Source organism: Streptomyces asiaticus (genome assembly GCF_018138715.1).
Classification (GTDB): Bacteria; Actinomycetota; Actinomycetes; order Streptomycetales; family Streptomycetaceae; genus Streptomyces; species Streptomyces asiaticus.
Window position 1 is genome coordinate 8,883,100 of sequence record NZ_JAGSHX010000006.1, and the last position, 22,286, is coordinate 8,905,385.

Sequence of the window (22,286 nt, forward strand, 5' to 3'; positions counted from 1 at the left end):
GCACGGTGTGCTGCCGCGGAGTCTGCACATCGATGAGCCGTCGCCGCATGTGGATTGGTCCACCGGCGCGGTGGAGCTCCTGGGCGAGCACACGGGCTGGCCGGAGGCCGGGCGGCCCCGCCGGGCGGGTGTCTCGGCGTTCGGGGTGAGTGGGACGAATGCGCATGTGGTGTTGGAGCAGGCGCCTGAAGTGGCGGAGCCTGAGGCTGAAGGTGTGGTGTTGCCTGCTGTGCCGTGGGTGGTGTCGGGTGCGGGTGAGGCGGCGGTGCGGGCGCAGGTGGAGCGGTTGCGGGCCTTCGCGGATCGGAATCCGGGTCTGGATCCGGTGGATGTGGGCTGGTCTTTGGCGACTGGTCGTGCTGGGTTGTCGCATCGTGCGGTGGTGGTGGGTGCGGATCGTGAGGAGTTGCTGGGTGGGTTGGGTTCGGTGGTGGTGGGTGTTCCGGTGGCGGGTGGGTTGGGTGTGTTGTTTGCGGGTCAGGGGTCGCAGCGGTTGGGGATGGGGCGTGGGTTGTATGAGGCGTATCCGGTGTTTGCTGCGGTGTGGGATGAGGTGTGTGGGGAGCTGGATCGGTATCTGGATAGGCCGTTGGGTGAGGTGGTGTGGGGTGATGATGCCGGGTTGATCGGGGAGACGGCGTATACGCAGGCGGGGTTGTTCGCGCTTGAGGTGGCGCTGTTTGCGTTGGTGTCTTCGTGGGGTGTGAAGCCGGATTATCTGCTGGGTCATTCCATTGGTGAGTTGGCTGCGGCGTATGTGGCGGGTGTGTGGTCGTTGGAGGACGCGGCCAGGGTGGTGGCTGCTCGGGGTCGGTTGATGCAGGCGTTGCCGTCGGGTGGTGCGATGGTGGCGGTGGCGGTCTCGGAGGATGAGGTGCGGCCGCTGCTGACCGATGGGGTGGCGGTTGCGGCGGTGAATGGTCCCGAGTCGGTGGTGGTCTCGGGGGATGAGGATGCGGTGCACGCCATCGAGGAGACATTCGCCATCGGTGGGGTGCGGACGCGGCGGTTGCGGGTGAGTCATGCGTTCCATTCGGCTCGTATGGACGGCATGCTCGCCGAGTTCGGCGAGGTGCTGAACGGCGTTGAGTTCCGCGTTCCGAGCGTGCCCGTCGTATCGAATGTGTCCGGTGTGGTGGCCGGTGAAGAGCTCTGTTCGCCGGAATATTGGGTGCGGCATGTGCGGGAGACGGTCCGGTTCGCCGATGGGCTGAACACCCTCCGGGAGCGAGGGGTTGGTTCGTTCCTGGAGCTGGGGCCGGACGGGACGTTGACCGCGCTGGCCGATGGCGACGGTGTGTCGGTGCTGCGCCGGGACTGTCCGGAACCGACTGCGGTGATGGCGGCTTTGGGCGGGCTGTACGTCCGAGGTGTGGAGGTGGACTGGGATGCGGTGTTCCGGGTGCTCGGCGGGTTGATTTGCCGACGTATGCCTTCCAGCGTGAGCGGTTCTGGTTGGAGTCGTCCCCTGAGCGGTCTGCGACGAGCGCGGTGGACGCGGCGTTCTGGGATGCGGTCGAGCGTGGCGATGCGGAGGCTCTTGGTGTCGATGCTGAGCAGTCGTTGAGTGCCGCGTTGCCTGCTTTGGCGTCGTGGCGACGGGCACACCAGGAACAGTCGGTCATCGACGGGTGGCGTTACCGGCTCGGCTGGACGCCGATCCCGGCGGTGCCGGGGGAGCCGGGCCTCACCGGCACGTGGCTGGTCGTGGTCGAGCCGGGTGCGGACGGCACCGATGTGGCTGCTGCGCTGCGGTCGGCTGGGGCCGATGCCGAGGTCGTGACGTCGGCGGAGCTGGGCGAGGTCGCGGCTGCGGGTGTGGTGTCGTTGTTGTCGGTCGAGGCGACGGTGGCGTTGGTGCAGGCTCTCGGGGCGGCCGGGGTCGATGCGCCGTTGTGGTGTGTGACGCGGGGTGCGGTTTCCGTGGTGGACGGGGATGTGGTGGATCCGTATGCGTCGGCCGTCTGGGGGCTGGGCCGTGTGATCGGGCTGGAGCATCCGGACCGTTGGGGCGGGCTGATCGACCTGCCTACGGAGGTGGATGCGCGTGTCGGTGCGTCGTTGGTCGGAGTTCTCGCCGGGCGCACCGGGGAGGATCAGGTGGCCATCCGGGCCGCCGGGGCGTGGGGTGCTCGGCTGAGCCGGGCGACACCGATGGCGGACACGTCTGCCGGGTGGCGTGGCCGGGGAACTGCCTTGATCACCGGGGGTACGGGGGCGCTGGGCGGCCATGTGGCGCGCTGGCTGGCGGGGACCGGGGTGGAGCGCATCGTACTGACGAGCCGCCGGGGGATCGAGACCCCGGGTGCGGCCGAGCTGGTGACCGAGTTGGAGGAGCTCGGAGTCCAGGTGACGGTGGTCGTGTGCGATGTCGCTGATCGGGATGCGGTCGCGACGCTGCTGGCCACCATCCCCGATCTCCGGGTGGTCGTACACGCCGCAGGGGTGCCGAGCTGGAGTGCGGTGGACAGCCTGACACCCGAGGAGTTCGAGGAGAGCACGCGGTCGAAGGTTGCCGGGGCGGCGAACCTGGACGCGCTGCTGGCGGACGCCGAGCTGGATGCCTTTGTGTTGTTCTCGTCGGTGGCGGGGGTGTGGGGGAGCGGTCATCAGTCGGCGTATGCGGCGGCGAACGCGTTTTTGGATGGGTTGGCGTGGCGGCGTCGTGGTGTTGGGTTGGTGGCGACGTCGGTGGCGTGGGGGATGTGGGGCGGGGGTGGTATGGCTGTTGGGGGTGAGGAATTTCTGGTTGAGCGTGGTGTGTCGGGGATGGCTCCGGGGTCGGCGGTCGCTGCGTTGGGGCGGGCGTTGGGTGAGGGTGAGACGGCGCTTGTGGTGGCGGATGTGGACTGGGAGCGGTTCGGGTCAAGGTTCACCGCGTTGCGTCCGAGCCCACTGCTGAGCGAGCTCATCCCGGACCCGCCCGAACCACTCGCGTCGACGGTGGGTGAGTTCGCGGTCGAGCTGCGCGGATTGCCGCGCGAGGACCGGGACCGTGCGGTCGTGGAGCTCGTACGGACGCATGCCGCCGAGGTGTTGGGCCACCGGAACCCGACCGCGATCGGCCTCGACCGGACGTTCCAGGAGCTGGGCTTCGACTCGCTGACCGCCGTGGAATTGCGGGACCGGCTCGGCACGGCTACTCAGCTGCGATTCCCGGCGTCCGTGATCTTCGACTACCCGACTCCGGCGGCACTCGCCGAGCATGTGTGCGGGGCGGCGCTCGGACTGGCCGAAGAGGTACAGGTACCGCACACGCCCATCGCGGTGGCCGACGATCCCATCGTGATCATCGGCATGAGCTGCCGATTCCCGGGCGGCGTGGACTCTCCGGAGGCGCTGTGGCGGCTGGTCAGCGCCGGTGGCGACGCCGTATCGTCCTTCCCGTCCGACCGTGGCTGGGACCTGGCCGGTGTGTACGACGCCGACGCCACTCGCTCGGGCCGGTCGTACGTCCGCTCGGGTGGGTTCCTCCATGACGCGGCTGAGTTCGACGCCGGATTCTTCGGGATCTCGCCGCGTGAGGCGACCGCGATGGATCCGCAGCAGCGGCTGCTGCTTGAGGCGTCCTGGGAGGCGTTCGAGCGGGCCGGAATCCCGGCCTCGACGCTCAAGGGCAGCCAGACCGGCGTCTTCGTGGGTGCGTCCGCGCAGGGCTATGGCGGCGGCGGGGACGGGCAGGCCCCGGAAGGATCCGAGGGATACCTTCTGACCGGCAACGCGGGCAGCGTGGTGTCCGGTCGGGTGGCCTATACGTTTGGGCTGGAGGGCCCGGCGGTCACCGTTGACACGGCGTGCTCGTCCTCGTTGGTGGCGCTGCACTGGGCGGTGCGGGCTCTTCGGTCGGGCGAGTGCTCCCTCGCGCTGGCCGGCGGAGTGACGGTGATGGCGACACCCGCCACCTTTGTGGAGTTCTCGCGTCAGCGTGGACTGGCCGCCGATGGCCGCTGCAAGCCCTTCGCTGCCGGCGCGGATGGGACGGGCTGGTCGGAGGGTGTCGGGCTGCTGGTGGTGGAGCGACTGTCGGATGCCGAGCGGAACGGGCATCCGGTGCTGGCTGTTGTCTCCGGCTCCGCGGTGAATCAAGACGGTGCGTCGAATGGTTTGACGGCGCCGAATGGTCCGTCGCAGCAGCGGGTGATCTGGCAGGCGTTGGCGAGCGCGGGGTTGTCGGCGGTGGATGTGGATGCGGTGGAGGCGCATGGCACGGGTACGGCGCTGGGTGATCCGATTGAGGCGCAGGCGTTGTTGGCCACGTACGGTCAGGGTCGGGATGTGGGTCGGCCGTTGTGGTTGGGGTCGGTGAAGTCGAACATTGGTCATACGCAGGCGGCTGCGGGTGTGGCTGGTGTGATCAAGATGGTGATGGCGATGCGGCATGGGGTGTTGCCGCGAACGCTGCACGTGGATGAGCCGACACCGCATGTGGACTGGTCGTCCGGCGCCGTTGAGTTGTTGAGGGAAGGCGCTGCTTGGCCGGACGTCGATCGGCCGCGCCGGGTGGGTGTGTCGGCGTTCGGGGTGAGTGGGACCAATGCCCATGTGATTGTGGAGCAGCCGCCCGCCGTGGCGGAGGAGCCGCAGGTCGAACCCGTGGAGCTGCCTGCTGTGCCGTGGGTGGTGTCGGGCGCGGGTGAGGCGGCGGTGCGGGCGCAGGTGGAGCGGTTGCGGGCCTTCGCGGATCGGAATCCAGGGCTGGATCCGGTGGATGTGGGCTGGTCTTTGGTGGCCACTCGGTCTGGGTTGTCGCATCGTGCGGTGGTGGTGGTTGCGGATGGTGAGGAGTTGCTTGGAGCTTCGGAGGGTGCTCCGGTGGTGGGTGGGTTGGGTGTGTTGTTTGCGGGTCAGGGGTCGCAGCGGTTGGGGATGGGGCGTGGGTTGTATGAGGCGTATCCGGTGTTCGCTGTGGCGTGGGATGAGGTGTGCGCTCAGCTGGACCAGCATCTGGATCGGTCGGTGGGTGAGGTGGTGTGGGGTGATGATGCCGGGTTGATCGGGGAGACGGCGTATACGCAGGCGGGGTTGTTTGCGCTTGAGGTGTCGCTGTATCGGCTGATCACCTCGTGGGGTGTGAAGCCGGATTATCTGCTGGGTCATTCGATTGGTGAGTTGGCTGCGGCGTATGTGGCGGGTGTGTGGTCGTTGGAGGATGCGGCCAAGGTGGTGGCTGCTCGGGGTCGGTTGATGCAGGGGTTGCCGTTGGGTGGGGCGATGGTTGCGGTGGCGGTCTCGGAGGATGAGGTGCGGGCGCTGCTGACCGATCGGGTGGCGGTTGCGGCGGTGAATGGTCCCGAGTCGGTGGTGGTCTCGGGTGATGAGGATGCGGTTCAGGCGGTTGTGGATGTGTTGGTTGGGCGTGGGGTGCGGACGCGGCGGTTGCGGGTGAGTCATGCGTTTCATTCGGCTCGTATGGACGGCATGCTCGCGGAGTTCGGCGAGGTGTTGAACGGCGTTGAGTTCCGCGTTCCGAGCGTGCCCGTTGTATCGAACGTGTCCGGAGCGGTGGCGGGTGAAGAGCTCTGTTCGCCGGAGTACTGGGTGCGGCATGTGCGGGAGACGGTCCGGTTCGCCGATGGGCTGGACACCCTCCGCGAGCTGCGGGTGGGTTCCTTCCTGGAGCTGGGACCTGACGGCACGCTGACCGCCTTGGCCGATGGCGATGGACTGCCGGTGCTGCGCCGGGACCGCCCGGAGCCCCTGACCGTCATGGCTGCTCTGGGCGGGCTGTACGTCCGAGGTGTGGAGGTGGACTGGGACGCGGTGTTCCCCGGCGGTCGGAGGGTCGATCTCCCCACCTACGCGTTCCAACGCCAGCGGTTCTGGCTGGAGTCGGCCTCGGACCAGCCCGCGACCAGCGCCGCTGACACGGTGTTCTGGGACGCGGTCGAGCGCGGGGACGCACGGGCGCTGGGCATTGACGAGGAACAGCCGTTGAGTGCCGTACTGCCTGCCTTGGCGTCGTGGCGGAGGGCGTGGCAGGAGCAGTCGGTTATCGACGCGTGGCGTTATCGGCTCGGCTGGACGGCGATCCCGGCGGTGTCCGGGGAGGCGGGCCTCACTGGCACGTGGCTGGTTGTGGTCGAGCCGGGTGCGGACGGCACCGATGTGGCTGCTGCGTTGCGGTCGGCCGGGGCCAGTGTCGAGGTTGTGACGGGCGTGACGTCGGCGGAGCTGGGCGCGGGGCCGGTCGCGGGTGTGGTGTCGTTGTTGTCGGTCGAGGCGACGGTGTCGCTGCTGCAAGCCCTTGTGGCGGCTGAGGTGGATGGCCCGTTGTGGTGTGTCACGCGTGGTGCGGTCTCGGCGCTCGACGGGGACCTGGTGGATCCTGACCAGGCCGGCATCTGGGGTCTGGGCCGGGTGATCGGTCTGGAGTATCCGGATCGTTGGGGTGGGTTGATCGACTTGCCTGCCGAACTGGACGATCGTGCTGGGAGGGCGCTGGTCGGCATTCTCGCGGGGGGCACGGGTGAGGATCAGGTGGCCATCCGTGCCGCCGGGGCTTGGGGCGCCCGTTTGACGCGGGCGGTGACGCCGATCGGTGGTGTGGGTGAGGTAGCGGCCAGGTGGTGTGGGCGTGGTACTGCGCTGGTCACCGGTGGTACGGGTGCTCTGGGCCGTCAGGTGGCGCGTTGGCTGGTGGACAGGGGTGTGGAGCGGGTTGTGCTGACGAGCCGCCGGGGGGTCGAGGCGGCGGGTGCCGGCGAGCTGGTGGCCGAGTTGGGGAGCCGGGTGCGGGTTGTGGCCTGTGATGTCGGTGATCGTGAGGCGCTCGCGGCTGTTCTGGCGACGGTTCCGGATGTGCGGATCATCGTGCATGCGGCGGGTGTCCTTGACGACGGGGTGCTTGAGTCGCTGTCCCCTGAGCGGGTCCGTGCGGTGATGCGGGCGAAGGCCGAGGGCGCCCGCCATCTCCATGAGTTGACCCGTGACACCGACCTTGATGCTTTCGTGTTGTTCTCCTCGGCTGCCGGGACTGTGGGCAATGCGGGTCAGGGGAGCTATGCGGCGGCCAACGCCGTCCTGGACGGGTTGGCGCGTCGGCGTCGGGCCGAGGGCCTGGTGGCCACGTCGGTGGCCTGGGGAGCTTGGGCCGAATCCGGTATGGCCGCGGAGGTGGCGCGGTCGCAGGGCATGGATCCGAGGTCGGCGCTCGCCGCCCTGGGGCTGGTGCTGGCCGCTGACGAGACCACGGTGATGGTGGCCGACATCGACTGGGCGACCTTCGGGGCCCGGTTCACCGCCGCACGGCCGAGCCCACTGCTCAGCGAGTTGCTCGGCGACGGATCCGGGCCGACCGAGGAGGCCGCCGGCGAACCGGCCGACGCGTTCGCCGCCCGCCTGGAGGCCATGCCCGAGCGGGAACGGGCGGCCACCGTGCTGGACCTCGTCCGTGCGCATGTGGCCGCTGTCCTGGGACACACGGCATCCGAGGCGATCGACCCGGCCCGGCCCTTCCAGGAGATCGGTTTCGACTCGCTCACCGCGGTGGAGCTGCGGAACCGGCTCACCGCGGCCACCGGGGTACGGTTCCCGGCTTCCGTGATCTACGACTACCCGACCCCGGCCGCGCTCGCCGAGCACGTGTGCCGGGAGGCGCTGGGCCTGGGCGGACGGACACCGGCCCCGGTGGTGCCACGTCCGGTGGACGACGAACCCATCGCCATCATCGGGATGAGCTGCCGTTTCCCCGGCGGGGTGAGCTCGCCGGAGGACCTGTGGGGGCTGCTGGCCGAGGGCCGTGACGCCGTGTCGGAGTTCCCGGCGGACCGTGGCTGGAACCTGGCCGAGCTGTACGACCCGGATCCCGACCACCCTGGCTCCTCGTACGTCCGGGCGGGCGGATTCCTCGATGACGCGGCCGCGTTCGACCCCGGCTTCTTCGGGATTTCGCCGCGCGAGGCGCTCGCGATGGACCCACAGCAGCGGCTGTTGCTGGAGGTCGCCTGGGAGGCGTTCGAGCGCGCCCATATGTCCCCCGCCACCCTCAAGGGCAGCCGGACCGGTGTGTTCGTCGGGACCAACGGCCAGGACTACGCCGCTCTGGCGAGCGGGGCCCCGCAGAGCGCGGAAGGGTATCTGGGCACGGGCAGCGCCGCCAGTGTCGCCTCGGGCCGGCTGGCGTACACCTTCGGCCTCGAGGGCCCGGCGGTCACCGTGGACACGGCCTGCTCGTCGTCGCTGGTCGCGCTGCACCTCGCCGCGCAGGCCCTGCGCTCCGGCGAATGCTCCATGGCCTTGGCCGGCGGCGCGACCATCATGGCCACTCCGGCGGCCTTCCTGGAATTCTCCCGTCAGCGCGCGCTGGCGGCCGATGGGCGCTGCAAGGCGTTCGCGGCCGCGGCGGACGGCACCGGCTGGGGCGAGGGCGTCGGCATGCTCCTGGTGGAGCGGCTCTCCGACGCGGAGCGCAACGGCCACCGGGTGCTGGCGGTGATGCGTGGCTCCGCCGTCAATCAGGACGGCGCGTCCAACGGGCTCACGGCGCCGAACGGCCCGTCGCAGCAGCGAGTGATCCGTCAGGCCCTGGCGAACGCCCGGCTGTCCGCCACGGACATCGACGTGGTGGAGGCACACGGCACCGGCACCAGCCTCGGCGACCCGATCGAGGCGCAGGCACTGCTCGCCACGTACGGTCAGGACCGGCCCGAGAACAAGCCACTGTGGCTCGGCTCGGTGAAGTCCAACATCGGGCACACCCAGGCGGCCGCCGGCGTGGCCGGTGTGATCAAGATGGTCATGGCCATGCGACACGGTGTACTGCCGCGGACCCTGCATGTCGACTCGCCCTCGCCCCATGTGGACTGGGCGTCGGGCCAGGTCGAGTTGCTCGTCGAGACGAGGGAGTGGCCGCGGACCGGCGCTCCTCGCCGGGCGGGTGTGTCCTCGTTCGGAGTCAGTGGCACCAACGCCCATGTGATCGTCGAGCAGGGGCCGGTGGTGGCCCGGCCCGATCGGGAGTCGGCGCGCGAGCCGTCACCGCCCGTGCCGTGGGTGCTGTCAGGTGCGGGAGAGGACGGGCTGAGGGCCCAGGTCGAGCGCCTGGCGTCCTTCATCGACGCCCATCCGGGCCTGGATCCCGCCGATGTCGGGTGGACGCTGGTGGCCGGCCGTTCGCGTCAGTCGCACCGCGCCGTAGTGGTGGGTGCGGACCTCGCGGAGCTACGACATGGACTGGACGCCGTCTCGACCGGTGGCGCCGCCCGGTCCGGCCGCAAGGTGGTGTTCGTCTTCCCCGGCCAGGGGTCGCAGTGGGCCGGAATGGCCTTGGAACTGCTGAAGCACGCACCGACGTTCGCGGAGCGGATGCGTGAATGTGCCGATGCGCTGGCGCCGTTCGTCGAGTGGTCGTTGTTCGATGTGTTGGGTGATGAGGAGGCGCTCGGCCGGGTTGATGTGGTGCAGCCGGTGCTGTGGGCGGTGATGGTGTCGCTGGCCGAGCTGTGGCGTTCGTACGGTGTGGTGCCGTCGGCGGTGGTGGGTCACTCGCAGGGTGAGATCGCGGCGGCGTGCGTGGCCGGTGGTCTGTCGCTGGAGGACGGTGCCCGTGTGGTGGCCTTGCGGAGCAAGGCGCTGCTCGCCCTGTCGGGCCGGGGTGGGATGGTGTCGGTTCCGGTGCCCGCCGACCGGCTCCGTGACCGTCCGGGGCTGTCGGTGGCGGCGGTGAACGGTCCGGCGTCGACGGTGGTGTCCGGGGCGGTTGAGGAACTGGAGGCGGTGCTCGCGGAGTTCCCGGAGGCCAAACGGATTCCGGTGGATTACGCCTCGCACTCCCCGCAGGTGGCCGAGATCCAGCGGGAGCTGGCCGACGTGCTGGCGCCGGTCCGGCCGCGCGGTGGACAGGTCGCGTTCCACTCGACGGTGACCGGACGGCTCACCGACACCAGCGAACTCGACGCCGACTACTGGTACCGCAACCTCCGGCACACGGTGGAATTCCAGAGCACTGTCGAAGCGCTGATGCACCAGGGCCACACCGTGTTCGTCGAGGTGAGCCCGCACCCCGTGCTGACCATCGGCATCCAGGACACCGCCGAGGCCCCAGGCACCCCTGACACCGCGGACGCCACCGGCGCCCCCGACACCGCCCCCGACACCGTCGACGTCACCGGCGCCGACATCGTCGTCACCGGATCGCTGCGCCGCGACGACGGTGGCCCCGCCCGTTTCCTCGCCGCCCTCGGCGATCTCCACACCCGGGGCGTGGACGTGGACTGGCGCCCGGCCTTCACCGGAGCCCGGACGGTGGACCTTCCCACCTACGCCTTCCAACGGGAACGCTTCTGGCTGAAGCCCGCGCGGGCGGTGACCCAGGCGTCCGGGCTGGGCCTCGGCGATATCGAGCACCCCCTGCTGGGCGCGGTACTGCCCCTGCCCGGGGACGAGGGGGGCGTGCTGACCGGACTGGTCTCCTTGGACGGACAGCCCTGGCTGGCCCACCACATGGTGCGGGACACGGTGGTCTTCCCCGGCACGGGATTCGTCGAACTCGCCTTGCAGGCCGGTCAGCACTTCGGCCACTCGGTGGTGGAGGAGCTGACCCTGGAGACCCCGCTGGTGGTGCCGGACCAGGGCGGGGTCCAGGTACAGGTGGCCGTCTCGGCGGCGGACGAACGGGGCCGGAGGCCGGTCACGGTGCACTCGTGCCGTGCCGGGGAGTGGGTGCTGCACGCCTCGGGCACCCTCGGCGCCACCGGAGCCCTCGACGTCACCGGAGCCCTCGACGTCACCGAGCCGCGCCCCGCCGAGGTGGCCCGCCCCCTGGACGTCTGGCCGCCCGAGGGCGCGCGCAGCCTCGATGTGTCGGGGATGTACGAGGCGATGGCGGAGCGCGGCTACGGGTACGGTCCCGCTTTCCAAGGGCTGCGCGCCGCGTGGACACGGGACGACGAGATCTACGCCGAAGTGGCTCTGGAGCCGGAGGCACAGGACGTGGCGGCGCGGTGCGGTGTGCATCCGGCCCTGCTCGACGCCGCGCTGCACGGAGTGGGGCTCGGCCGCTTCCTCACCGACCTCGGCCAGGCGTATCTGCCGTTTTCCTGGAGCGGGGTGGCGCTGCGCGCGGTCGGCGCCTCCGCCATCCGCGTGGTGCTCTCCCCGGCCGGTGCGGACGCGGTGTCGCTGGAGGTGACAGACCCGACGGGAGCGCCGGTGCTGTCGGTGGCGTCGCTCTCGTTGCGTCCGCTGTCCAGCGGACGGATCGCGGACACCCGAGGGGTGGACCAGGACTCGCTGTACCGCGTGGACTGGGTCGAGATGCCGCTGCCGACTGCCCCGGCAGGCTCGGCCCCAGCCGAGTACGACGTTCTCGCCCCCGACGCCCCCGACGCCCCCGACGCCCCCGACGGCCCCCACGCCCCCGACGACACCCCCGTGCCCGACATGGTGGTGCTGCCGTGTGAGTCGGCCGGTGACGCGGTGTCCACCGTCGTGTGCCGGGCGCTGGCGGCGGTACGGCGATGGCTCGCCGACGAGCGCTGTGCCCGGTCGCGGCTGGCCGTGCTGACGCGCGGCGCGATGGCGACCGCTCCCGGCGAGAGCGTCGAAGACCTCGGCGGGGCAGCGGTCTGGGGCCTGCTCCGCAGCGCACAGGCCGAGCATCCGGACCGCTTCGTGCTCGTCGACCACGACGGCCACCAGGATTCCCGTACGGTGCTGGCCGCCGCGCTGGCCGCCGCGGCGGACGGTGGCCATGCGCATCTCGCGCTGCGCCGTGGCCGTGTCCTGACGCCTCAGCTCGCTCCGCTCACCCCGCCCGCGACCGCCCTGTCCACCACCACACCGTCCACCACCACACCGCCCGCCGCCACCCCGACCCCGGAGGCCGGGGCACCGTGGCGGATTGACGTCACCAGCCAGGGCACGCTGGAGAATCTGGCCGCCGTCCCCTGCCCGGAGGCCGCCGGTGTCCTCGGCGCCGGAAAGGTGCGGGTGGCGATGCACGCGGCCGGGGTGAACTTCCGGGACGTCGTCGTCGCCCTCGGCATGATCCCCGGCCAGGACGTCATCGGCAGCGAGGGCGCCGGAGTGGTGCTCGACACCGGCCCCGGTGTGTCCGGCCTGGCGCCCGGTGACCGGGTGATGGGTCTGTTCTCCGGGGCGTTCGGCCCCGTGGCGGTGACCGATCACCGGCTGTTGGCGCGACTGCCGGAGGGCTGGTCGTTCGCCGACGCCGCGGCCACGCCGGTGGTGTTCCTGACCGCCATGTACGGGCTGATGGACCTGGCCGGTCTGTGCCCCGGTGAATCGGTGCTGGTGCACTCGGCCGCGGGCGGGGTGGGCATGGCCGCGACACAGGTGGCCCGCTGGCTCGGCGCCGAGGTGTACGCCACCGCGAGCCCCGGGAAGTGGGACGCGCTGCGCGCCGGAGGAGTGGCGGACGACCGGATCGCCTCGTCCCGTACCTTGGAGTTCGCCGATCGCTTCGGCCGGGTGGACGTGGTGCTGAACTCGCTGGCGGGCGAGTACGTGGACGCCTCGCTCGGCCTGCTCGCCGACGGTGGCCGTTTCCTGGAGATGGGCAAGACCGACATCCGCGACGGTGAGCGCGTGGCCGCGGAGCACGGGGTGCGGTACCGGGCGTTCGACCTCATGGACGCGGGGCCCGACCGGGTCGGGGAACTGCTCCGGCTGCTGGTGTCGCTCTTCGAGCGAGGGGTCTTCACCGCGCTGCCGACCCGCGCCTGGGACGTCCGGCAGGCGGGTGACGCGCTGCGCTTCCTCTCGCAGGCACGCCACATCGGCAAGCTGGTGCTGTCCATTCCGCAGCCGCTGCGGGAGGGGGACACCGTGCTCATCACCGGCGGCACCGGCACACTGGGCGGGCTGGTCGCCCGTCACCTGGTCGAACGGCACGGAGTACGGGATGTCGTCCTGACCGGCCGGCGGGGGCCGGACGCCCCGGGCGCGGCCGAACTCGCCGCCGCCCTGCGCGAATACGGCGCCCAGGTGCGGGTGGTGGCCTGTGACGTGGCCGACCGGGATCAGCTGGCACGGCTGCTGGACACCGTCTCCGGCCTGCGGATGGTGGTGCACACCGCGGGTGTGCTCGACGACGGGGTGATCGAGTCGCTCACCCCGGAGCGGGTGCGCGAGGTCCTGAGGCCGAAGGTGGACGCCGCCTGGTATCTGCACGAGCTGACGGTCGGTCGTGACCTGGCGGAATTCGTGGTGTTCTCCTCCGCCGCGGGTGTTCTGGGAAGCCCCGGACAGGGCGCCTACGCGGCGGCCAACTCCTGGCTGGACGCACTGATGGCGCACCGCCGGGCCGCCGGGCTGCCGGGTCTCTCCGTGGCCTGGGGGCTGTGGGCCGAGCGCAGCGGGATGACCGGCCATCTGTCGGACCGGGATCTCGCCCGGATGGCCAGGGCCGGTGCCACGCCTCTCGCCACCGATCAGGGGCTCCGGCTCCTGGACAGCGCCAGGGCGGCCACCGAGGCGCTCGTGCTGGCGACACCGCTGGACGCCACGGCGCTGTGGGCACAGGCCGACGCCGGGGCGCTGCCCGCGCTCTTCCGCGGTCTGGTCCGTGCGCCGATCCGCCGCGCGACCGGCGCGGGCCCGGTGGAGGACGAGTCGTCGCTGCGGGGCCGGATGGCCGCGATGCCGGTCGCCGAGCGCGAACAGCTGGTGCTGGACCTGGTCCGTACGCAGGTGGCGACCGTGCTGGGGCACGGCACCCCCGCCGCGGTCGACACGGCGCGTACGTTCGCGGAGACCGGATTCGACTCGCTCACGGCCGTCGAGCTGCGCAACCGGCTGCGTACCGCCACCGGGGTCCGGCTGTCGGCCACCGCGATCTTCGACTATCCGACACCGGCGGTCCTGGCCGGTCATCTCCTCCGGGAGCTGGACGGCACCGTCGGCGAGGCCGTGGCACGGCCCGCCGCCCCGGCCGCCGCCACCGACCGGGACCCGATCGTGATCGTCGGAATGGCCTGCCGCTATCCGGGCGGAGTGACGTCGCCCGAGGAGTTGTGGGAGCTGCTCGCCACCGGGCGCGACGCGGTCGCGGATCTGCCGGACGACCGGGGCTGGGACCTGGACGGTCTGTACAGCGCCGATCCGGACAGCTCGGGCACCTCGTACGTCCGCGCCGGTGGCTTCGTGTACGACGCGGGCGAGTTCGACGCCGACTTCTTCGGCATCTCGCCGCGCGAGGCGCTCGCGATGGATCCGCAGCAGAGGCTGCTGCTGGAGGTGGCCTGGGAGACGGTGGAGCGGGCCGGTATCCCGGCGGCGTCGCTGAAGGGGAGCCAGACCGGGGTGTTCGTCGGTGCCGCCGCACAGGGCTACGGAACGGGGGCCGGGCAGGCGGCGGAGGGATCCGAGGGCTACTTCCTGACCGGTGGCGCGGGCAGCGTGGTCTCCGGCCGGCTCTCGTACACCTTCGGCCTGGAGGGCCCGGCGGTCACCGTGGACACCGCCTGCTCGTCGTCGCTGGTCGCGCTGCACCTGGCGGCGCAGGCCCTGCGGTCCGGTGAGTGCTCGCTGGCACTGGCCGGCGGGGTGACGGTGATGGCCACCCCGGGCATCTTCGTGGAGTTCTCCCGCCAGCGCGGACTGGCCGCCGACGGCCGCTGCAAGGCGTTCGCCGATGCGGCGGACGGCACCGGCTGGGGTGAGGGCGTCGGCATGCTGCTGCTGGAGCGGCTGTCCGACGCCCGCCGCAACGGCCACCGGGTCCTGGCGGTCGTACGGGGCTCCGCCGTCAACCAGGACGGCGCCTCGAACGGCCTGACGGCGCCGAACGGGCCCGCGCAGCAGCGGGTGATCCGGGCCGCGCTGGCGAACGCCGGGCTGGCCGCGTCGGACGTGGACGCGGTGGAGGCACACGGCACCGGCACCAGCCTGGGCGACCCGATCGAGGCACAGGCGCTGCTGGCCACCTACGGGCAGCAACGCGAACGGCCGCTGCTGCTGGGCTCGGTCAAGTCGAACATCGGGCACACCCAGTCGGCCGCGGGAGTGGCCGGTGTGATCAAGATGGTGCTGGCGATGCGGCACGGGGCGCTGCCCCGGACCCTGCACGTGGACGAGCCGTCGACCCATGTGGACTGGTCGGCCGGTGCGGTGGAGCTGCTGACCGAGCCCGCGGAGTGGCCGGGGACCTCCCGTCCCCGCCGGGCCGGGGTGTCCTCGTTCGGGGTGAGCGGGACCAACGCCCATGTGATCCTCGAGCAGCCACCCGCGGAGTCCGGGCCCGAACCGCAGCCGGCACCCGAGCGGGCCCCGGCGGTGGTGCCATGGGTGCTCTCCGGCCAGGGCGAGCGCGGACTGCGGGCGCAGGCCGCCCGGTTGCGGTCCTTCCTGGCCGCGCGCCCCGAGTCCGGCCCGGCCGACGTGGGCTGGTCGCTGGCCGCCACCCGTTCGGCGCTCTCGCACCGGGCCGCGGTGGTCGGGGCGGACCGGGCGGAGCTGCTGGACGGACTGGCCGCGCTGGCGGCCGGCGAGCCCGCGCCGGGTGTGGTCCTGGGCACCGCGGACCCGGGCCGGGTGGGCGTGCTGTTCGCCGGGCAGGGTACGCAACGGGCCGGTATGGGGCGTGAGTTGTACCAGGCGTTCCCGGTTTTCGCGGCGGCGTGGGACGAAGTGTGCGCCGCGCTCGACCCGCATCTGGACCGTCCGCTCGGCGAGGTGGTGACGGACGCCACCGGCGCGCTGGACGCCACCGCGTACACGCAGGCGGGCCTGTTCGCCCTCGAAGTGTCGCTGTTCCGGCTGGTGTCCTCCTGGGGGGTGCGGCCGGACTATCTGCTGGGCCACTCCATCGGCGAGCTGGCGGCCGCGCATGTGGCCGGTCTGTGGTCGCTGGAGGATGCCGCCAAGGTGGTGGCGGCCCGGGGCCGACTGATGGGCGCGCTGCCGCCGGGCGGGGCGATGGTGGCCCTGGCCGCGCCGGAGGACCAGGTACGGCCGTTCCTGACCGACCGGGTCGCCCTCGCGGCCGTGAACGGGCCGTCGTCGGTCGTGGTGTCCGGGGACGAGGACGAGGTGTGCGGTGTGGCCGAGGCGTTCGCCGCCCGTGGGGTGAAGACGCGGCGGCTGCGGGTCGGCCACGCCTTCCACTCGCCGCTGATGGACGAGATGCTCATCGCGTTCGCCGAGGTACTCGACACGGTGGACTTCCGCACCCCGCGGATACCGGTGGTGTCGAACCTCTCCGGTGCGGTGGCGGGGGAGGAGCTGTGCTCCCCCGCCTACTGGGTGCGGCAGGTGCGGGAGACGGTGCGGTTCGCCGCCGGGCTGGAGCGTCTGCGGGAGCTCGGCACGGGAACCTTCCTCGAACTCGGACCGGACGGCACTCTCACTGCCCTGGCCCAGGCCCAGGTCACCGGGGCGGACGCCGAGTTCATCCCCACTCTGCGCGCCGACCGGCCCGAGCCGGTCACGGTCACCACCGCCCTCGCCCAGTTGCACACACACGGCGTGGAGCCGGACTGGTCCGCGGTCTTCCCCGGCGCCCGCCGGGCCGAGCTGCCGACCTACGCCTTCCAGCGCTCCCGCTTCTGGCTGGAGCCCTCCCGTACACCCGGCGACGCGGGCGACCTCGGGCTCGGCGCGCTGGACCATCCGCTGGTCGGTGCGAGGGTGCCGCTGCCCGACGCGGACGGCGTTCTGCTCACCGGCCGCGTCTCCGCCGACGCCCACTCGTGGCTGACCGGTCAGCGGGTGCTGGGCGTACCCCTGTTCCCGGCGACCGGCTTCCTGGAACTGGTGCTCCAGGCGGGGCTCCAGTGCGACTGCCGGACGGTGGACGAACTCACCATCCATGAACCACTCGTCCTCCCCGAGCGGGGCGGGGTCGAGGTGCAGGTGTCCGTCCGTGGCGCCGACGAGTCCGGCCGCCGCCCGGTCACCGTGTACTGCCGCCGCGACCAGCGGTGGATCCGGTATGCCACGGCCGTCCTCGGCGCGGACCTGCCGCCCGCGCCGGAGCGGCGCCCCGAGCCCTGGCCGCCCACCGGCGCCCGGCCGCAGGAGTCCGGCGGGACACCGGCGTGGCGCCGTGACGACGAGGTCTTCCTGGACATCGAGCTGCCCGAGGCGGCCGGGCCCGGGGCCGAACGCTGGACGCTCCATCCCGCCCTGCTCGAACAGGCGTTGCGCGGGGAGGCGCTGGCAGGGCTGGTGACCGCGGCCGAGGGGACCCATCTGCCGTTCTCCTGGACGGGGATCACCCTGCACACGACGGGTGCCACGAGGCTGCGCGCCACCCTCGCGCCCGTCGGCCCGGACACGGTCTCGCTCCACGTGGCCGACGCCGCCGGAACCCCCGTGCTGTCGGTGAACTCGCTGGTGCTCCGCCCGGTGTCCGGACATCGGCTGCGCCAGGCCAACGCGGCACTGTTCCGGCCGGTGTGGGCGGCTTGCCGTACGCGGGCCGAATCGGACACCGGCCCCGTCCGGTGGGGGCTCGTCGGTGACCCGGACGCCTGGAAACCGGACACGCTCGGCGCGCCGGTCGCGCTGTATCCGGACCTGTCGGCCATCGAGGACGTACCGGACGTCATCCTCCTCCCGTGCGTATCCGAGGGCGGAACGGCGTCCGAGGTGGCCGTCCGGGTGTCCGAGGCCGTGCGGACGTGGCGGGCCGGGGAGCGGTTCGCCACCTCGCGTCTGGTGCTGGTGACCCGGGGCGCGCTCGCCACGGCGGCCGGTGAGGACGTCGAGGACCTGGCCGCGGCCGCGGTGTGGTCGCTGGTCGAGCCCCTCCAGGCGGCCGAGGCGGGCCGGCTGACACTCGTCGACACCGATGCGTGTGATCTGCGTATGCTGCCCGCCGCGGTGGCCGTGGGGGAGGACCGGGTCGCGGTCCGGGCGGGAGCGGTGCTGGTACCGGACCTGGCCACGCAGGCGGCCACCGAGCAGGATCCGCTCGCCTGGGGTCCGGGGACGGTGCTGGTCACCGGTGGGTCGGCCATGGCCGTCTCCCGGCACCTGGTCGCCGAACGCGGTGTGCGGGACCTGGTCCTGGCCGGGGAGGGCGACATGGCCGAACTGGCGGGCCTCGGAGCCACGGTTCGGCTCGCCCCGTGTGATCCGGCGGACGGTCAGGCGCTGGCAGCGCTGCTGGAGGAGATTCCCGGACTGCGGAGCGTGGTGCACACCGCGGCCGACGCCCCGGAGCGGACCCGGGCCGGCGCGCTCTCGCCGGAATCCCTGCGGCCGTGGCTGCGGTCGGGGGTGGAGGCGGCCTGGAACCTGCACCTGGCCACGCGGGACCTGGAACTGGACCGCTTTGTGCTGTTCACTTCCGCCGACGGGACACTGGGCCCCGCGTACGCCGACGCGCTGGCCGCACACCGGCGGGCTCGCGGACTGCCCGCGGTGTCCGTCTCCACCGATCTGGGCCTCGCCCTGTTCGACGAGGCATGCGCCGGGCCCGGTGAGGCGGTCCGGGTCACCACCGCCACGCCGGCCCCCGCACGCACCGAAGCGGACCGGCGGCCGGTGGAACAACCCCCGGCGGCCGAGGCTTCCGCGACCACGCTGCTGGAGCGGCTGGCCGGGCGGACGGAGGACGAGCAGGACGAGATCCTGCTGGAGCTGGTCCGTGGCCAGGTCGCCATGGTGCTCGGCCATCCCGACGCCGCCATGGTCGACCCGGACCGAGGCTTCGTGGACATGGGCTTCGACTCGGTGGCGGCCGTGAAGCTCCGCAACCAGCTGGCCGGGGCCACCCGGCTCGACCTGCCCGCCAGCCTCACCTTCGACCACCCCACGGCTGTCGATCTCGCCCGCCATCTGCGCGCCGAAATGCTGCCCGACGACGCGGCGGCCGCCATTCTCGTGCTCGAAGAGCTCAACAAGCTCGACGATTCGATCCTCGTGCTCGACCCGGGAAGCGCGGCACGGGTGCGGATCTCGGCCCTGCTCCAGGACCTGACCGCGAAATGGGCCGAGCGGACGGATCGTCCATGACCACACGCATCATTTCCGACGCACACACGTGTCTGACGGACGCACGCACCGTGCCTGGACACACCAGTCGCCCATGATGGGCATACGAGGGAGTCAACAGTGAGCGAGACCTTGTCCCTTCCGGGGACCGTGAAGGCCGAACGGCGTTGTCCGTACGACCCGCCGGAGGCCCACCGCCGACTGCGGGACGCGGGCGAACTGGGCAAACTGGAGCTGCCCGGTGGTCTGGTGATGTGGTTCCTGACCAAGCACGACGACATCAGGGCCATGCTGGCCGACTCCCGGTTCAGCGGCGCCCGGGTGCCGTTCCCGGCGATGAGTCCGGAGATACCGGCGGGCTTCTTCTTCTCCATGGACCCGCCGGACCACACCCGCTACCGCCGCACGCTCACCGCCGAGTTCTCGGTGCGCGGTGCACGCGAACTGACCGGCCGGATCGAGCGGCTGGCCGACCGGCACCTCGATGCGATGGAGGCGGCGGGCACGAGCGCGGACCTCGTGGCGGCCTATGCCAGTCCGGTGCCCGCGATGGTGATCTCCGACATCCTCGGCGTGCCGTACACCTACCACCAGAAGTTCGACCACGAGGTCCGCACGCTCCGGGAGACCGGCGGCGACGATCAGGCCGTCGGCGCGATGGCCACCGCGTGGTGGGACGAGATGCGCGGATTCGTGCGTACCAAGCGGGCCGAGCCCGGGGACGACATGATCAGCAGGCTGCTGCATGATGAGGTCGAGGGCGGTGCGCTGACCGACGAGGAGGTGGTCGGCATTGCGATGACCATCATTTTCGCCGGTCATGAACCCGTGGAGAACCTGATCGGCCTCGGCATGCTGGCGCTGTTCCAGGACCGTGAGCAGCTGACCCGGCTGCGGGAGAACCCCGATCTCATTGACAGCGCCGTGGAGGAGTTCCTTCGCTACTTCCCCGTCAACAACTTCGGCACGGTGCGTACCGCCACCGAGGATGCCGTGATCAATGGTCACCCCATCGCGAAGGGCGAGATCGTGGCCGGTCTGGTGTCCACCGCCAACCGGGACCCCGAGCGGTTCGCCGACCCCGACCGCCTCGTCCTCGACCGGTCGCACACCTCTCACCTCGCGTTCGGGCACGGTGTGCACCAGTGTCTGGGCCAGCAGTTGGCGAGGGTGGAACTGAAGGTGCTCCTACAGCGGTTGCTCGTCAGGTTCCCCGCTCTGCGGCTGGCGGTGGCCCCGGAGGAGATCAGGTACCGGGAGAACACCTCGTTCTACGGTGTCCACGAGCTGCCGGTGACCTGGGCGGCTGAGTAGCCGCGGCCGGGGCCGGAAGGCACGGTGCGGGTGGTGGCCGCGGGGTCCGGATCAACCGGTGGCCGGGATGCCCGGCCACCGGTTGATCCGGCCCGGGTGACGGCCACTGCCGCCTTGAGATCCGCCCAGAACGCCAGTCGACCGCGGCTCTCAAGAGCCGAGCCGGCCGCCGGTCAGCCGGGCCAGCGGGCGGCGGCGGCGAGCCGCGCGCCTGCGCAGGACGACCGCGGTGGTGGCGCCCGCCGCGGCGGCACCCGCACCGGCGACGGCTGCCAGGACCTTCCGCGCCTTGATCATCATCCAGGCCGAACCCGCCGCCGCGGCGGCCTTCTTGGGCGCCTCGGCGGCCACGGTACGACCGGTGGCCACGGCCTTCCCGGCGGCCACTTGAGCCTTGTCGGCGGCGACATGAGCGGTGTGCGCCGCGGTCGTCGCCGCGCCGGCCGCGGCGGTCTTCGCCGTGGTCTCCGCCTTGCCCGCGGTGTCCTTGGCCTTTTCCGCGGTCTCCTTGGCCTTGGTGGCGGTGGCCTTAGCGTTCATGTTGGTGCTCCGGGCAGTGTGTGCGTTCTTCTTCTCGGTCATGTTCACCGCGTTACCACTCGACCCGACAGCAAACCCGCGCTCCGGGGTCATTGGTCCGAGCCGCGCCGCTGTTGGAACAGCACAAACCCTCCGGCCAGGGCGAACAGACAGACGCCGATGATGATGCCCACGGCGGGCCACGCGGATCCGCCGTCGGATGTCGCGGCCTTCGAAGGCTTCTTGCCGTCCGAGCTCGGTGCCTCGCTCTCCGGTTTCGGGGAGGGCGAGGCCGAGGTCGAGGCGTCCGGGGTGGCGTCGGCGGGCGCGGCCTTGAGCTTCAGCAGCGGGGCGGGATTCTCCGGCTCCGGCTCCCCGTCCCGGGCCACCTCGATCCACCGCGACACCTTGCCGCCCTCGTAGGTGTCCACGGTCTTGAAGGCCAGCGATGTGGCATCGGGCAACTGCCGTACGACGATGCTGTGTTCGGCGTTCTCACCGGGTGCGAGCGCCGGGCCGCCGACCGAGTAGCCGTCACCGGTGGGCTTCAGCTTCCAGCCCTTCGGGGCCTCCTTCAGCTCCACATCGCCGGGGTCGATGCCCTTGGGCAACACGGTCCGGATCTCGGTGAAACCGGCCCCATCGTCCTCAGCCTCCGACTCGAACGTCAGCGTGACGTTCTTCGCCAGGGCGCGCGAGTCGGAGGCGCTCACCTCGGTGTGGGCCAGGGCGGGGCCCGCCGTGGCAAGGACGAGCGCTGAGGCGGCGACGGCCAGGGCGCCGATCCGCCGTGGCCGCGGGCGCGACGGCAGACGATGTGCTTTCACGGTATCTCTCCTCGTCCAAGGGGCGGACACCAGAGCCCTCCTCACCGGTCACCCGGCGCGCTCACCAGGTGCGTTCACATTCCCCGGTACGTACGGCCCGGGTGCGATGTTCATCGTCGCCGAGACCGGAAGCCCGCTTGCCACGCGAGGGAGCCGGGCTACGACGAGGGGGTCAGGTGGTGGTCACGTCGAGGGCCGTTCCGTACAGACGGGACACCCGGATCCTGATCACGACCCGCCCGTCCGCCACCAACTGCTCCAGGAAGGCCGTCTCGTCGTGTGGATCGGCGAAACCGGGCGTCATGGACAGCAGTTCGCGCCCGACCGCGTCCCCGGGGATGGTCGTCACCTCCGACACCTCCGCTTCGCCTTCGGCGACCGCGAACGACCAGCCGTCCGGGGCGCCCACATGCACAGCGGCGTGAGGGTCGCGGCGCAGCTGACGCACCTTGAGCCGGTCGGCGGTCGAGGAGATGCGCAACACGCGCTCCTCGGGGCTCCACTGGTGGATCACGGTCGACAGATGGGGGTGGCCGCTGCGCTTGACGGTGGCGAGCACACTGAACCGCTGGTCCCGCAGCGTCTTGGACAGCTCCTCCTCGGTGAGCACCCGGGGCGCGGGTCCGGTGCCGGGCTTCGTCTCGGCGCCGTTCGCCGGGCTCGTGTTCTCGGTCGTCGTCATGAGGGTGAACCTTTCGCTGGTGGCGGTGGTAGCGGAGGAGGACG

Annotated in this window: 6 protein-coding genes (1 of these 6 running past the window's edge); 3 read left to right on the plus strand and 3 right to left on the minus strand. The window is 71.6% G+C overall.

The features are described from left to right. The 3 genes from KHP12_RS51935 to KHP12_RS53080 form a co-directional block, all read left to right on the plus strand. Positions 1 to 1,567 carry the 3' portion of a type I polyketide synthase gene (locus KHP12_RS51935; RefSeq protein WP_246648896.1) on the plus strand. 14,513 nt of this gene lie to the left of the window's left edge, so 1,567 of the gene's 16,080 nt are visible here — the last part of the coding sequence; the start codon falls outside the window, past its left edge; it ends in the stop codon at positions 1,565 to 1,567. After that, complete coding sequence (locus KHP12_RS53885; protein ID WP_246648901.1) at positions 1,456 to 18,921, plus strand: type I polyketide synthase; 17,466 nt, start codon at positions 1,456 to 1,458, stop codon at positions 18,919 to 18,921. Before KHP12_RS51935 ends, KHP12_RS53885 begins: the two co-directional genes overlap by 112 nt. 99 nt (positions 18,922 to 19,020) lie before the next feature. Further along, positions 19,021 to 20,214, plus strand: a complete 1,194-nt coding sequence (locus KHP12_RS53080; RefSeq protein ID WP_211834575.1) for a cytochrome P450 — start codon at positions 19,021 to 19,023, stop codon at positions 20,212 to 20,214. A gap of 150 nt (positions 20,215 to 20,364) precedes the next feature. Here the strand turns inward: KHP12_RS53080 and KHP12_RS45560 are convergent, their stop codons facing one another. The 3 genes from KHP12_RS45560 to KHP12_RS45570 all read right to left on the minus strand — a co-directional run bounded on the left by KHP12_RS45560 (position 20,365) and on the right by KHP12_RS45570 (position 22,242). Further along, a complete protein-coding gene (locus tag KHP12_RS45560; protein WP_211834576.1) occupies positions 20,365 to 20,796 on the minus strand; it encodes a hypothetical protein in 432 nt (143 codons plus the stop codon). A gap of 47 nt (positions 20,797 to 20,843) precedes the next feature. Next, on the minus strand, positions 20,844 to 21,560 hold the full coding sequence (locus KHP12_RS45565) for a DUF1775 domain-containing protein (RefSeq protein WP_308017028.1): 717 nt from the start codon (positions 21,558 to 21,560) through the stop codon (positions 20,844 to 20,846). Positions 21,561 to 21,732: 172 nt separating this feature from the next. Continuing rightward, a complete protein-coding gene (locus KHP12_RS45570) occupies positions 21,733 to 22,242 on the minus strand; it encodes a TIGR03618 family F420-dependent PPOX class oxidoreductase (protein ID WP_086881561.1) in 510 nt (169 codons plus the stop codon). Between the last annotated feature and the right edge of the window lie 44 nt (positions 22,243 to 22,286).

Coding starts and splice junctions, on each gene's coding strand:
- KHP12_RS45560 (WP_211834576.1), bottom strand. CDS start 20,796: ATGACCGAGAAGAAGAACGCACACACTGCCCGGAGCACCAACATGAAC.
- KHP12_RS45570 (WP_086881561.1), bottom strand. CDS start 22,242: ATGACGACGACCGAGAACACGAGCCCGGCGAACGGCGCCGAGACGAAG.